At 78.0% G+C, this 12,523-nt stretch carries 12 protein-coding genes; 3 read left to right on the top strand and 9 right to left on the bottom strand.

Features of this window, described 5'->3' with window-relative positions:
* Position 1: 1 nt before the first annotated feature.
* The 3 genes from ftsL to mraZ all read right to left on the bottom strand — a co-directional run bounded on the left by ftsL (position 2) and on the right by mraZ (position 2,645).
* Positions 2–703, bottom strand: a complete 702-nt coding sequence (ftsL, locus tag BLP29_RS11285; RefSeq protein ID WP_092804166.1) for a cell division protein FtsL — start codon at positions 701–703, stop codon at positions 2–4.
* Complete coding sequence (rsmH, locus tag BLP29_RS11280; protein WP_092804163.1) at positions 700–1,683, bottom strand: 16S rRNA (cytosine(1402)-N(4))-methyltransferase RsmH; 984 nt, start codon at positions 1,681–1,683, stop codon at positions 700–702. The genes ftsL and rsmH overlap by 4 nt, the downstream gene beginning before the upstream one ends.
* A 527-nt stretch (positions 1,684–2,210) precedes the next feature.
* Positions 2,211–2,645 (bottom strand): division/cell wall cluster transcriptional repressor MraZ, encoded by a 435-nt coding sequence (mraZ, locus tag BLP29_RS11275; protein ID WP_092804160.1) that lies wholly within the window; start codon positions 2,643–2,645, stop codon positions 2,211–2,213.
* Between the two features lie 234 nt (positions 2,646–2,879).
* Between mraZ and BLP29_RS11270 the strand changes: the two genes are divergently transcribed.
* From BLP29_RS11270 to BLP29_RS21790, 3 genes are read left to right on the top strand one after another with little or no spacing between them, the layout of a single operon-like run.
* Complete coding sequence (locus BLP29_RS11270; protein WP_243469877.1) at positions 2,880–3,866, top strand: AAA family ATPase; 987 nt, start codon at positions 2,880–2,882, stop codon at positions 3,864–3,866.
* A 5-nt stretch (positions 3,867–3,871) separates the two neighbouring features.
* Entirely contained in the window at positions 3,872–5,227 is a 1,356-nt protein-coding gene (locus BLP29_RS11265) for a DUF58 domain-containing protein (RefSeq protein ID WP_092804157.1), read from the top strand.
* Positions 5,224–7,527: a transglutaminase TgpA family protein gene (locus BLP29_RS21790; RefSeq protein WP_092804867.1), complete on the top strand. Its 2,304-nt coding sequence runs from the start codon at positions 5,224–5,226 to the stop codon at positions 7,525–7,527. The genes BLP29_RS11265 and BLP29_RS21790 overlap by 4 nt, the downstream gene beginning before the upstream one ends.
* Positions 7,528–7,620: 93 nt before the next feature.
* On the opposite strand, the gene BLP29_RS11255 is transcribed toward BLP29_RS21790, so the two are convergent.
* The 6 genes from BLP29_RS11255 to BLP29_RS11230 form a co-directional block, all read right to left on the bottom strand.
* On the bottom strand, positions 7,621–8,019 hold the full coding sequence (locus BLP29_RS11255; RefSeq protein ID WP_092804154.1) for a DUF3040 domain-containing protein: 399 nt from the start codon (positions 8,017–8,019) through the stop codon (positions 7,621–7,623).
* Positions 8,020–8,219: 200 nt separating this feature from the next.
* The gene (gene dinB, locus BLP29_RS11250; protein ID WP_243469875.1) at positions 8,220–9,476 is read right to left on the bottom strand and encodes a DNA polymerase IV; all 1,257 of its coding nucleotides are present in this window, start codon (positions 9,474–9,476) and stop codon (positions 8,220–8,222) included.
* 18 nt (positions 9,477–9,494) lie between these two features.
* Positions 9,495–10,199 (bottom strand): glycosyltransferase family 2 protein, encoded by a 705-nt coding sequence (locus tag BLP29_RS11245; protein WP_092804151.1) that lies wholly within the window; start codon positions 10,197–10,199, stop codon positions 9,495–9,497.
* On the bottom strand, positions 10,196–10,795 hold the full coding sequence (locus BLP29_RS11240) for an SAM-dependent methyltransferase (RefSeq protein ID WP_092804148.1): 600 nt from the start codon (positions 10,793–10,795) through the stop codon (positions 10,196–10,198). The genes BLP29_RS11245 and BLP29_RS11240 overlap by 4 nt, the downstream gene beginning before the upstream one ends.
* A complete protein-coding gene (locus tag BLP29_RS11235; protein WP_092804145.1) occupies positions 10,792–11,520 on the bottom strand; it encodes a PIG-L deacetylase family protein in 729 nt (242 codons plus the stop codon). The genes BLP29_RS11240 and BLP29_RS11235 overlap by 4 nt, the downstream gene beginning before the upstream one ends.
* Complete coding sequence (locus tag BLP29_RS11230; protein ID WP_092804142.1) at positions 11,517–12,485, bottom strand: acyl-CoA dehydrogenase family protein; 969 nt, start codon at positions 12,483–12,485, stop codon at positions 11,517–11,519. Before BLP29_RS11230 ends, BLP29_RS11235 begins: the two co-directional genes overlap by 4 nt.
* Between the last annotated feature and the right edge of the window lie 38 nt (positions 12,486–12,523).

Genomic DNA, 12,523 nt, shown 5'->3' with positions numbered 1-12,523 from the left:
GTCAGCCTCCTGCCGTCGGGGTGGTCGGATCGGTGGTGGCCGGCTGCTCGGTGGTGGGCTGCTCGGTGGTCGGCTGCTGCGTGGTCGGCTGCTCGGCGGGGGGCGCCGCCGGGAGGGCGGGCTGCGCGGCCTCCGGGACGGCCGCGGGCACCGGTGCGCCCCGGACCACGGAGGTGCCGTCGGGGCCGAGCACGAGGTGACCGGCGGTGCCGGCCGGGACCAGGCCCGCGGCGGCGGCGGCAGCGGCCAGCTCGGCCGGGGTGCGGCCCTGCGTCACCTGCTGCTGCAGGCGCTCGACGTCGCGGGCGAGCTCCTGGTTCGCCGTGCGCTGCTGGCTGGCCCGCAGCGAGTCGACCGCGATGGCCGTGTTCAGCGCCAGCAGCCCGAGGGCCGTGGCCGCGATGAGCGTGACGAGCAGGACGACGAACGGCGCGCGACGGGGACGCGCGGCGGCGACCCTGCGCTGGCGGGCGGGGGTGCCGACCGGCGCGGTGACCAGGCGCAGCTGGGGACGGACGTGGACCGGGCCGGTGCGGCGGGTGGGCGAGGTGCGCGGGCTCGAGGTGCGGGCACCCGACGTCCGTGCGCTCGAGGTGCGGGCGCTCGACGTGCGGGCGCTCGACGTGCGGGCGGTCGACGTGCGGGCGGTGGCGGAGCCGCGGGCGCGCAGCGACCCGGTGTGCACCCGGGCGGTCGCGCTCACGAGCGGGCCCTCCGGATGCGCTCCGCGGCCCGCACCCGGGCCGACGCGGCCCGCGGGTTGGCCTCGGTCTCGGTGTCGGCGGGGCCCTCGCCGCCGCGGGTCAGCAGCCGAAGCACGGGGGCGTGCTCGGGCAGCGGCTGCGGCATGCCGGGCGGGGTGGTGTCGGTGGCGCCGAGCGCCAGGGCCTGCTTCACGATCCGGTCCTCCAAGGAGTGGAAGGTGATGACGGCGATGCGCCCACCCACCGCGAGGGCGTCGAGCGCGGCGGGGATCAGCCGGGTGAGCACGCCGAGCTCGTCGTTGACCTCGATGCGCAGTGCCTGGAACGAGCGCTTGGCGGGGTGCCCACCGGTGCGGCGGGTGGCGGCGGGGATGGCGTCGCGGACGAGCTCGGCCAGCCGCGCGGTGGTCGTGAAGGGCTCGCGGGCACGTTCGCGCTCGATGGCGGCGGCGATGCGACCGGCGAAGCGCTCCTCGCCGTAGACCTTGAGCACGCGGGTGAGCTCGCCGCGGGAGTAGGTGTTGACCACGTCGGCGGCGGTGCGCGGGCCGCTGGGGTCCATGCGCATGTCCAGCGGGGCGTCGTGGGCGTAGCTGAAGCCGCGGTCGGGGCGGTCCAGCTGCAGGGAGGAGACGCCGAGGTCGGCGAGCACCGCGTGCACCTCGTCGAGACCGAGGTCGTCGAGCACCTCGGGCAGCTCGTCGAACACGGCGGGGACGACGGTGGCGCGGTCGGCGTGGCCCGCGGCGGCGATGCGGCGGGTGGCCTCGGCGCGGGCGTCGGGGTCGCGGTCCAGGCCCACGAGCCGCAGGCCGGGGTGGGCGTCGAGCAGGGCCAGCGAGTGGCCGGCCAGGCCGAGGGTGCAGTCGACCAGCACCGCGCCGTCGACGGCGCAGGCGGGGCCGAGCAACTCGGTCACCCGGTCCAGCAGGACGGGGACGTGCAGCGCCGGCGGCGCCTGTGCGGCGTCCTCGCTCATCGCTGCCTCCTCGTGCGGTCCGTGCTGCGGGGCGTCGTCCCGGCCGTGGGACGTCGTGCGGTGGTGTTCTCGGCCGCTGCCGGCCGTTCTCCACTCGGTGGTGCTGGATCGGAACCGTGGGGTCCGGTCGCGGTGCGGGTGTGACGAGTGGTGCTGGTGGGACGACGTCGAGCCGGGTCCGGCCCGGGTCCTGGTGATCGGGGGGGCGGTGCTCCGGCACCCACCGCGGGGCCCGTCCGGCGACGGGGAAGTTCGCCGGCCTGGGCCCCGCACGGGTGCGGCTGCTGCTCGGGTCAGGGAGCAGGTCGTGCTGGGCGGTGCTGGGCGGTGCTGGGCGGTGCTGGGCGGTGCGGTCACCCCGACCGGGGTCCAGCCGCGGGGAAGTCGGCTGGGGGTCCGGGTCCGAGCCCCGGGGAAGTGGGCTCGGGCTGGGGCGGTGGTGCGTCGGTGGTGCTCGGGTGGGGGGTCGGAGTGGGGCGTGGTGGGCGGGGTGGGGCCCGGTGGGGCCCCGGGGTCGCACCCGGGCCTCAGGACAGGGTTGGCATCCCCTCGCTCTCGCTCTCCGCGTAGGCGGCCTCCTGCTCGGCGACGTAGGCGTCCCAGGCGGCGGAGTCCCAGATCTCGAAGCGGGTGTCGACACCGACCACGACGACGTCGCGGTCGAGGCCGGCGTACTCGCGCAGCTGTGCGGGGAGCGTGATGCGGCCGGCCTTGTCGGGCTCGAGCTCGACCATCGAGCCGAAGCCCAGCCGGTTGACGGCGCGGGCGCGGGAGGTGTCGGCGGCCATGGCGGCCGCGCGGGCCCGCTGGACCTCGGCGACGCGCTCGTGGGTGAGCCCGTAGACGCAGCGCTCCTGGCCCTTGGTCAGCACGACGCCGCCCGAGGCGAGCTCGCGGAAGCGCACGGGGAGGGCCAGGCGGCCCTTCTCGTCGAGCCGCAGGGAGTGGCTGCCGAGGAACACCGGTCCACCACCCCCACCCGCTCTTCCCGTGGGCCCGGCAGGTCCTCCTGCAGGCCCTGCCTCCCCATCGAGCGCCACACTAACCCACCGGCCCCCACTGGGCACCACTTCCCACCCCGTGTCCCCTCCCGCTCCTCCGACCCCCACAGATGGGGGTCTGTGACAGGAGTGACGAGCGCCCACCGGTGGTCGAGGAGGGGTGCCGGCGGCGACGGGGCACGTACCGTGGCGGACGTGACGGAGGCGACAGCGGTGGGCCTGACCGGGGGCTCCGGTGCCGAGGTGGACGTGCAGGCCGAGGGCGCGCGCATCGCGGCGGCCATGGGCTCGGTGGTGGTCGGCAAGCCCGACGTCGTCCGGCTGGCGTTGGTCGTGCTGCTCGCCGAGGGGCACCTGCTCATCGAGGACGTGCCCGGCGTCGGCAAGACCACCCTGGCCAAGGCCCTGGCCCGGGCCGTCGACTCCGAGGTGCGGCGCATCCAGTTCACGCCCGACCTGCTGCCCAGCGACGTCACCGGCGTGGCGGTCTTCGACCAGGAGTCGCGCACCTTCGAGTTCCGGCCCGGCGCGGTGTTCGCCAACCTCGTGGTGGCCGACGAGATCAACCGCGCCTCGCCCAAGACCCAGTCGGCCCTGCTCGAGTGCATGGAGGAGCGGCAGGTCACCGTCGACGGCACCACCTACGAGCTGGCGCGCCCGTTCATGGTGCTGGCCACCCAGAACCCGCTGGAGATGGAGGGCACCTACCCGCTGCCCGAGGCCCAGCGCGACCGGTTCACCGCCCGCATCTCGATGGGCTACCCCGACCGCGACGCCGAGCTCGCCATGCTCGACGACCGGGCCGTGGTCGACCCGCTGATCCGGCTGCACCCGGTCGCCGACGCCGCCACCGTGCGGGCGATGGTCGACGCGGTCGCCCGCCTGCACGTGGCCGACCCGCTGCGCCGCTACGTCGTGTCCCTGGTCGAGGCCAGCCGGCGCAGCCCCGACCTGCGCCTGGGCGCCTCGCCCCGCGCGGGCCTGCAACTGCTGCGCGCCGCCCGTGCCGCCGCGGCGCTGGCCGGGCGCGACCACGTGCTGCCCGACGACGTGCAGGAGATGGCCACCCCGGTGCTGGCCCACCGCCTGCTGCTCACCCCGGATGCCGCCCTCGCCCGACGCACGCCCGAGCGGGTCGTCGGCGACCTGCTCGCAGCCGTGCCGGTCCCCCGCCGGCGCTGACCGGCGTGCCCGGGCGCCCCGGCCGGCTGGCCGACCTCACCTCGAGCCTGACGCTGCGCGGTGGCTGCCTGGTCGCCGCCGGGGCCACCCTGGCGCTGCTGGGCGTGCTGCTGGGCGAGCGGTCGCTGCTGCAGGTGGCCGTCTTCGTGCTCGCCCTCCCCCTGCTGGCCGCGGTGGGCGTGGTGCGGGCGCGGTTCCGGCTGTCCACCCGGCGCACGGTGACCCCCGCCCGGCTGACCCGGGGCCAGGACGCCGTCGTGCTCCTCGAGATCACCAACACCGACCGCCGGGCCGGCGGCCTGTGGGCGCTGAGCGAGCAGCTGCCGCCCGACCTCGGCGACCGACCACGCTTCCTCGTCGAGCGGCTGCCCGCCGGCGCGACCACCGCGCTGCGCTACCGGGTGCACGGCACCCGCCGCGGGCGGCTCCCGCTGGGCCCGCTGCGGCTGCGGCTCGTGGACCCCTTCGGCCTGGTGCTGCGCACCACCTCGGGGGTGGACACCGCCACGATGACCGTCGTCCCCCGGGTGCGCCCGCTGGAGGCGATCACCCTCTCCGGCGCCCCCGGGGGCGGCGCCGCGGGGGCGCGCCGGTCGCTGGCCGTCCACGGCGAGGACGACGTCAGCACGCGCGAGTACCGGCGGGGCGACGACCTGCGCAAGGTGCACTGGCGGGCGACCGCGCGCACCGGCGAGCTGATGGTGCGCCTGGAGGAGAGGCCGTGGCGTTCCTCGGCGACCCTGCTGGTGGACACCCGGCAGCGGGCGCACGCCCTGGGCGGGGCGGTGCTCGACGGCCCGCACGGCGACCCCGCTCCCCCACCGGACTCCCTGGAGTGGGTGGTGGAGGCCGCGGCGAGCATCGGCGACCACCTGCTCGGCCGGGGGGCCGCCCTGCGGCTGCTCACCGACCTCGGCGAGCCGACCGGGGGTGCCGGGGTCGACCGTGCCGGGCTGGGTGAGCAGCTGGCCGGGGTGTCGGCCTCCCGGGCCACCGACCTCGACGGCGCGGTGCAGGCCCTGCGCCGCGGCGCCGACCAGGGACCGCTGGTGTGCCTGCTCGGTGCCGTCGGGCCCGACGAGGTCGCCGCGCTGGTGCGGGCGCGGTCGGGGCCGGGCACCGACGTCGCGGTGCTGGTCGACGTCCCCGCCTGGCACGAGGCGATGGTCGGCAGCGGTGGTCCCCGCAAGCACGCCCTCGCGCCCTCGGTGCGGGCGCAGCTGGCCGACCGGCAGGACCGGGCGGCGTCCGCCCTGACCGCAGCCGGCTGGCGGGTGGCCCTGGCCGGCCCGCACGACGCGGTCGAGACGGTGTGGGCGCGGCTGTCCGGGCCCGTGGCGAGCCGGGCGGTGCCGGCGTGAACCGCGCCCGGTGGGGCACCGTCCTCGCCGTCGCCGCGGCGCTCTGCCTGGGGTCCCTGGCACTCACCCCGGTCTACGCGACCGGGGCGTGGCTGCCGACGGCGGTCCTCGCCGTCCTGACCGTCACCGCGTCGGGGGCGCTCTTGCGGGCGGCGACCGAGCGGATGGGCCGGGCCGACTCCGTCGTCGGCGAGCTCGTCGTCCCCCTCGTCCAGATCGCCGCTCTGCTCACCCTGCTCACCTGGGTGTTCGCCCCCGCGCGCGCCCTGCTCGGCGTCCTGCCGACCCCGTCGAGCACCGCGGACCTGCTGGAGGTGCTCGCGACCGGGTTCGGCCAGATCCGGGAGCAGTCCACCCCCGTGCTGCCCCTGGCCGGGCTGCTGTCGCTCGCCGCGCTGCTGGTCGGCACGCTCACCCTCGTCGTCGACCTGGTCGCCGTGGGCGGCCGCCAACCGGCCGCCGGTGGGCTCGCCCTGCTGGTGCTGTGCTGCGTGCCGGTGGCGACCACGACCGGCGACGTCTCGCTGCTGGTGTTCCTCGGGCCCGCGCTGGGGCTGGCGCTGCTGCTGTGGGCCGACCAGCGGCTGCGGCTGGCCGGCCGGCAGCGCTCGGGGCCCGGGGCGCTGGCCGGCACCGGTGCGCTGCCCGCGCTGCGGCTGGGTGCCGTCGCCGTCCTGGCCGGTCTGCTGGCGCCCCTGGTGGTGCCCACCCTCGCGGAGGGCTCCCTCGCCGCGGGCCTGGGCACCGGCAGCGGATCCGGCGTGTCCAGCACCGGCACCTCCCTGGACCCGCAGGCGGCGCTGCGCGGCCAGCTCACCCAGCCCGCCCCGGTGGACCTGCTGCGGGTGGAGGCCGACGTGCGCGACCCCGCCTACCTGCGCGCGGTGGCGCTCGACCGCTACACCGACGAGGGCTGGGAGATCGGCGCCCTGGACGGCGACCGGTCGCTGGCGTCCACGGGCGAGCTGGTGCCGGTGCCCGGCACCGTGCCCCAGCGCGAGGTGCAGGCGACGATCAGCGCCCTCGCCCACGACGACCGCTTCCTGCCTCTGTTCGCCTCGGTGGGCACCGCCGCGGTGGACGACGTCGACGGCGAGGACTGGCAGGTCGACGTGGCGAGCGGCACGGTCTTCGGCCGCGACGGCACCCGCACCGCCGGGCGCACGTGGACCGAGACCGCCCGCGAGGCGCTCCCCACCGTCGACCAGCTGGCAGCCAGCCCGGCCCTGCCCGCCGACGACCCGGTGCAGCAGGCGTTCACCGCCCTGCCGGCGCTCGACCCGCGGGTGACCGACCTGGTCGACGAGCTGACCTCCCCCGCGCAGAGCCCCGACCAGCGGGTGCGTGCGATCTACGACTTCCTCACCGACCGGGCCAACGGCTTCGTCTACAGCCTGCGCACCGAACCGGGCAGCACCGGCGACGACCTCGCCGACTTCCTCGAGCTGCGGCGGGGCTACTGCGAGCAGTACGCCGGGGCCATGGCGGTGCTCGTGCGGGCCGCCGGGGTCCCGGCGCGGGTCGTGCTCGGCTACACCCCGGGCCGGGAGCAGGCCGACGGCGCCCGCCTGGTGACCACCGCCGACGCGCACGCCTGGGTCGAGGTCTTCTACGACGGCCTGGGCTGGGTGCCGTTCGACCCCACCCCGATCGCGGGGGTCCGCGCGGTCGAGCTCCCCTGGGCACCGCGGGCCGACGCCCCGCCCCAGCAGACCCAGGCGCCGGCCGTGCCGACGTCGGCCCCGGCGGTCCCGTCGGCCCAGCTCGACCGGGACGACGAGTTCGTCCCGGTCGCCACGCCGGTCACCGACCGGGGGCTGCCGTGGGCGGTCATCGCCGCCTGGGGTGGGGGCTCGGTGGGATTGCTGGCGCTGCTCGCCGTCCCCGCCGTCCTCCGGGCCGCCCAGCGGCGCCGGCGGCTGGCCACCGGCGGGCCGGCCTCGGCCTGGGACGAGCTGCTGGCCCTGGCGGTCGACCTCGACGTCCCGCTGCGCTCGACCGGCACGCCGCGGCAACTGGCCGACGACCTGGTGGCGCACACCGGCCGTGCCGGGGTGGCCGGGGTGGGGTCCGCGGTGCGCACCCTGGCCGACGCACTGCAGGCCGACGTCTACGCCCCGCCATCGTCCGACCCGACCCCGGGGCTGCCGGCCGCGGTGCGGGTGGTGGAGACGGCGCTGCGGCGGTCGCGCCCACGCCGGGCCCGGGTGCGGGCCCGGCTGCTGCCCGCCTCGCTGCTGGCCGACGCGGCCGGTCGGCTGCGCGACCACCGCCCGGCGCGGGCGACGAACCCGGCCTGACGGGGCGCCCGCACCCGACAGCACCGCCGCCCCACCCGTAGCGGGTGGGGCGGCGGTGGTGTGCGGTCTGCCCGGGGCCGCGGGGCGGCGCTGCTACTGGTCGTAGCGGCGGCGGAAGCGCTCCTCGAGGCGGTCCTTCAGCGGCTGCTTGCGCGCCTTGGCCGCACCCCGGGCGCCGGGCTTGCCGGCCGCCCCCTGGGCCTGGCCCGCGGGGGCGGCGCCGGTGGCGTGCTTGTAGTTCAGCACCCCGAGCCCGGCACCGGCCAGCATGACGACGAAGCCGGCGACACCCAGCGGGACCGACGGGAGCGCGGCCCCGCCGACGAGCAGGGCGAGCCCGACGACGACGAGCAGCGCACCGAGCTGGAGCTTGCGGCGGGCGCCCTTGCGGCGATCGCCGCTGCGCACCTGCGAGGCGAACTTCGGGTCGTCGTCGACGAGCGCGCGCTCGATCTGCTCCAGCAACTTCTGCTCGTGCTCGGAGAGCGGCACGACGACCTCCTGAGGTCCACCTTCGGTACTGCCGGTGGCGAGTCGCCGGCAGCACGATCGAGGATACGAGTCCGCGGCGGGGTGCGAAAGGCGAGCCACCCCCCGACACGGCATGTCGGTCGCGAACCACCCGGGCGGGCGATGCGCGTACCCGGGGAACGCCTCGGCGGCCGGTGCCGTTCCCGCTCCCCCACGCGTGCTCACCCCTGGTCGCCGGTGGGTCGGCGGCGGGCCCGGTCGGGCCTCGGGGCCGGCTGGGAACGGCCGGTGAGGCCGTCCCGGCGCAGCAGCGTGGCCGGCCGGACCGCGCCGGCGCCGAAGCGGCGGGCCGCCCGGTCGGCGGCGAGCTCCGCGTCGCGGCGCCCGTGCTCGGGGGCGCCCAGCTCGAGCTGGGTGGGGGTCTCGTCGACGGGCGTGAGCCGCTCGGCCCGGACACCGACGAGCCGGACCGGGCCGGTGTCGCCCAGGGCGTCGAAGAGCTCGCGGGCGGTGTCGTAGACCTCCTGGCCGACGTCGCTGGGCACGGCGAGGGTGCGCGACCGCGTGATGGTGCGGAAGTCGGCGAACCGCACCTTGAGGCTGACGGTGCGGGCCAGGTACCCCGCCGACCTCAGCCGGCCCGCCGTGCGCTCGGCCAGGTGCAGCAGCTCGCGGTGCACCACCCGGCGGTCGGACACGTCGGTGCCGAAGGTCTCCTCGGCGCCGGTGGACTTCTCGGGGTCGTCGGGGACGACGCGGCGGGGGTCACGACCCCAGGCCAGCTCGTGCAGGTGCCGGGCCGCCCCCTGGCCGACGGTGCGCCCGAGGACGTCGAGGGGCACGTGCGCGAGGTCGGCCACGGTGCGCAGCCCCAGGGTGCGCAACGACTCCTCGGTCTTCGGGCCAACGCCCCACAGCGCGCGCACCGGCAGCGGGTGCAGGAAGCCCACGACCTCGGCCGGGCGGACGACGAGCAGGCCGTCGGGCTTGCAGTGGGCCGAGGCCACCTTCGCCACGAACTTGGTGGCGGCCACCCCGACCGAGCAGGTGATGCCCTGCTCGTCGAAGACCCGGGCCCGCACCAGCTCGGCCACGGCGACCGGGTCGCCCAGCCCGCGGCCGGCGCCGGAGACGTCGAGGAACGCCTCGTCGACGCTGACCGGCTCGACCAGCGGGGTGATGGTGCGGAAGAGGGCCATGACGCCGCGGGAGACCTCGCTGACCAGCGCCCCGTCGATGGGCACGACCACCGCCTGCGGGCACAGGCGCAGGGCCCGGGCGGTGGGCATCGCGCTGCGCACGCCGAAGGCCCGCGCCTCGTAGGTGGCCGAGGTGACCACGCCCCGGCCGCCCACGCCCCCGACGACGACCGGCCGCCCGGCCAGCGAGGGGTTCTCGCGCACCGCGACGCTGGCGAAGAACGCATCCATGTCGACGTGCAGCACACGGCACCCCTCGGCGCGGGCGTCGTCGAACACGTGTTCGACCCTACCGGGTCAGTCGCCGGCCAGCCGGTCCAGGTCGGTGCCGAACCCGCCGGGGGCCCGCGGGTCCCGGCGCGCCGAGGTGGCCACGGGGCAGCCCGGCGTCCGCAGCACCGTCGCGCCCGACAGCGTGAGCGCGCCCACCAGCGCGGCGTCCTCGGAGACCGCGAGCGGCGGGAACCCGCCGGCGCGCAGGTAGGCGTCCCCGCGGACGCCGAGGTTGGCCCCGTGGACGTGCGGGTGCACCGCGCCCGGACCGCCCCGGCGCCAGTCGTCGTACGCGTCGGTGAAGGCGGCCGCCACGTGCGGCGGGTGACCGCTCCAGTCGGCGACCTCGACCAGGCCCACCAGGGCGTGCACGCCGGACTCGGCGGCCGCCCGCTGCATCGCCAGCCAGCCCTCGGGCACCAGGCTGTCGGCGTCGGTGCTGGCCAGCCACACCCGCTCGGGGCGCGGCGCCCGCGCCAGCACGGCCAGCGCGCCGGCGTGCCGGGCATCCCCGACGGTCTCGCCCGTGGCGGTGACCACCAGGGCACCCGCCGCGGCGGCGAGGTCGGCGGTGTCGTCGGTGCACCGGTCGGCGACCACCACGACCAGCACCGGCGTCCCGGCCAGCTCGGGGTGGGCGGTGGCACGGGCCAGCGAGGCCAGGCAGCCCGGGAGCGCGGTGGCCTCGTCACGGGCGGGCACCACCACGCCCAGCAGGTCGGGGGTCACCACAGGTCCTCGGCCGCGGCGACCGAGGCGGCCCGGGCGTTGTCGCCCCGCACCCAGCACTCCAGCAGGAAGTCCGGTTCCTCGTGACCGGCCACCCGCGGCCAGTCCAGGGCGGCCCGCAGCGCGGCGTGGACGGCGTCGCCGGTCTGCGGGTAGTCGGCCACCGGGTGCCGCCAGTGCACGGCGAGCAGGGTCCCGCCGGGGCGCACCGCCGTCCGCACCTGGTCGAGCAGGGCCGCGAGGTCGGCCGGGGACAGGTAGTAGAGGACCTCCGACAGCACGAGCAGGTCGACCTCCGGCAACCGGTCGACGGGGACGACCCGCCGCTCGACGGCGACCCCGGGGTTGCGGGTGGCGGCCGTCGCGACGGCCGCGGTGCTGGCGTCCCAGGCGGTGAAGCGGTCGCAGCGGGGGGCGAGGTGGGCGGTCAGCTCGCCGACCGAGCAGCCCACCTCGAGGCCCTCGGCGTAGCGCTCGCGGGGCAGCACCCCCGCGGTGAGCGCGTACTTGCGCCGCTCGTACCAGCGGGTGCGCAGCGACCACGGGTCCTCGGCCGCGGCGTACAGGTCGTCGAAGTACGTGGGCGGGAGGGTCACCAGAGCACCTCGTGGTCGCGGTCGGCGTGGGCCAGGAACTCGGGCGGCAGGACGGCGGGGTCGGGGCCCAGCGGGTGCACCTGGGTGGTGAAGCAGGCGACCGCGGCCTGCTTGGCCGCCCGCACCGACGGCGGCAGCGGCACCCGCCGCGCCCGCCGCCACGGCACCCGGGGGTCGTCGGGCACCGCCCAGTGCCAGGTCCAGACGGGGTACTGCCACACCGGGACGTCGCCCGCGGCCGCCAGCGTCGCCCGGCCCACCGCCTCGTGGTCGGGGTGGCCGTCCCCGGTCCAGGTCGTGAGGACCGCGTCCGCCCCGGCCAGCAGCGGGAGCAGCGACACGGCGAGCTCGGCCTCGTGGCCGGCCACGCCGGAGTCCGGCAGTCCCAGCCGGGTGGTGCGCACCCGGCCGGCCCCCAGCGCGGTGAGCGCGTGTGCGCTCTCCTCGACCCGGGCGGCGGCCAGCTCGCGCGGGCCCAGCACCGGGTTGCCCGGGTGGCTGGCCTCGCCGTCGGTCACCGCCACCAGGTGCAGCTCGACCCCCGCCCCGGCGAGCTGGGCCATCGTGCCGCCGACGCCCAGCACCTCGTCGTCGGGGTGCGCGGCGCAGACCACGACGCGCCGCCAGGCCGGGTCGGGCACCCAGGCGGGCCAGTCGGGTTCCCAGGCCGCCCAGACCGCCTCGGGGGTGGCGTCGGGCCGGTGACCGGCCGCGGGCGCGGTCACCGGCGGGCCCGCAGGTCGTCGGCCAGCGCGGCGAGGTCGCGGTCGCCGTGGTGCTGGCGCAGGTACACCTCCAGGTCGGCGCAGCGGGCCGCGTGGGCGCCGTCGTGCGCGGCCGGGCCGGCCCCCAGCGCCCGGCCGACGGTCGCCAGCACCTCGAGGCCGGTGCGGGCGGCCAGCCCGCGCACCCGGTGGGCGCGCCCGGCCGCCGTCCCCGCGTCGTCGTGCGGGTCGGCGTCGACCTCGGCGGCGGCGACCGCGAGCGCGGCGTCCAGCGCGTGCAGCGCCACGTCGACCGAGCCCCAGGCGGCGTCCCGGTGCGGGTCGGGTCCCGCGGCCACCACGCCGGCGAGCGCCGCGGCGACCCCCCGGGCGCCACCGGCCCAGACCGCGGCCACCCCGATGCCGCCGTGCCAGAAGCCCGGGCGGTCCAGGTAGGCCCGCGGCCCGCCCACGGCCTGCGCCGGCACGTCGCGCAGCTCGACGTCCACGGTGTCGCTGCCGGCCATGCCGGGGGCGGCCCAGCTGCCGGGGCGCGGGGACACCCCGGGCGCGGCGAGGTCGACCAGGAAGATCCGGCGGCCGTCGTCGGCGTGCGCGGTCACCAGGGCGCCGGTGCAGGCCCGGGCACCCGAGCACCACTGCTTGGTGCCGGTCAGCACCCAGCCCCCGTCGACCCGGCGGGCCGCGACCCGCCCGGTCGGGGGCTCGGCGGCCCAGACCCCGAGCCGCGCGCCCGGCCCGGGCTCGGGCCCGTCGAGCTCGGCGAGCACCGCCACGGCGTCGGCGTGGCCCTCGGCGAGCCGGGCCAGCGGCAGGTCGCGGGCGCCGAGCTCGGCCAGCGCGGACCAGCGGGCGGCGGTCGACCCGCCGCCGGGGAGCGGCGGGGACCAGCCGCCGTCGAGCAGGACGGAGAAGGCGGCGGCGGTGCGGGCGACCTCGTCGGACCACCGTGCGGACTGTTCCACGCGACGCCCGCTACCCCGGGCCGGAGGGGTTCGAATCC

The sequence above is a fragment of the Klenkia marina genome (genome assembly GCF_900101025.1).
GTDB classification, from domain to species: domain Bacteria; phylum Actinomycetota; class Actinomycetes; order Mycobacteriales; family Geodermatophilaceae; genus Klenkia; species Klenkia marina.
This window is presented reverse-complemented; position numbering and strand designations above follow the sequence as displayed.

Excerpts from the sequence above, each read along its gene's own strand:
- rsmH (WP_092804163.1), bottom strand. The coding sequence starts at position 1,683 with ATGAGCGAGGACGCCGCACAGGCGCCGCCGGCGCTGCACGTCCCCGTC.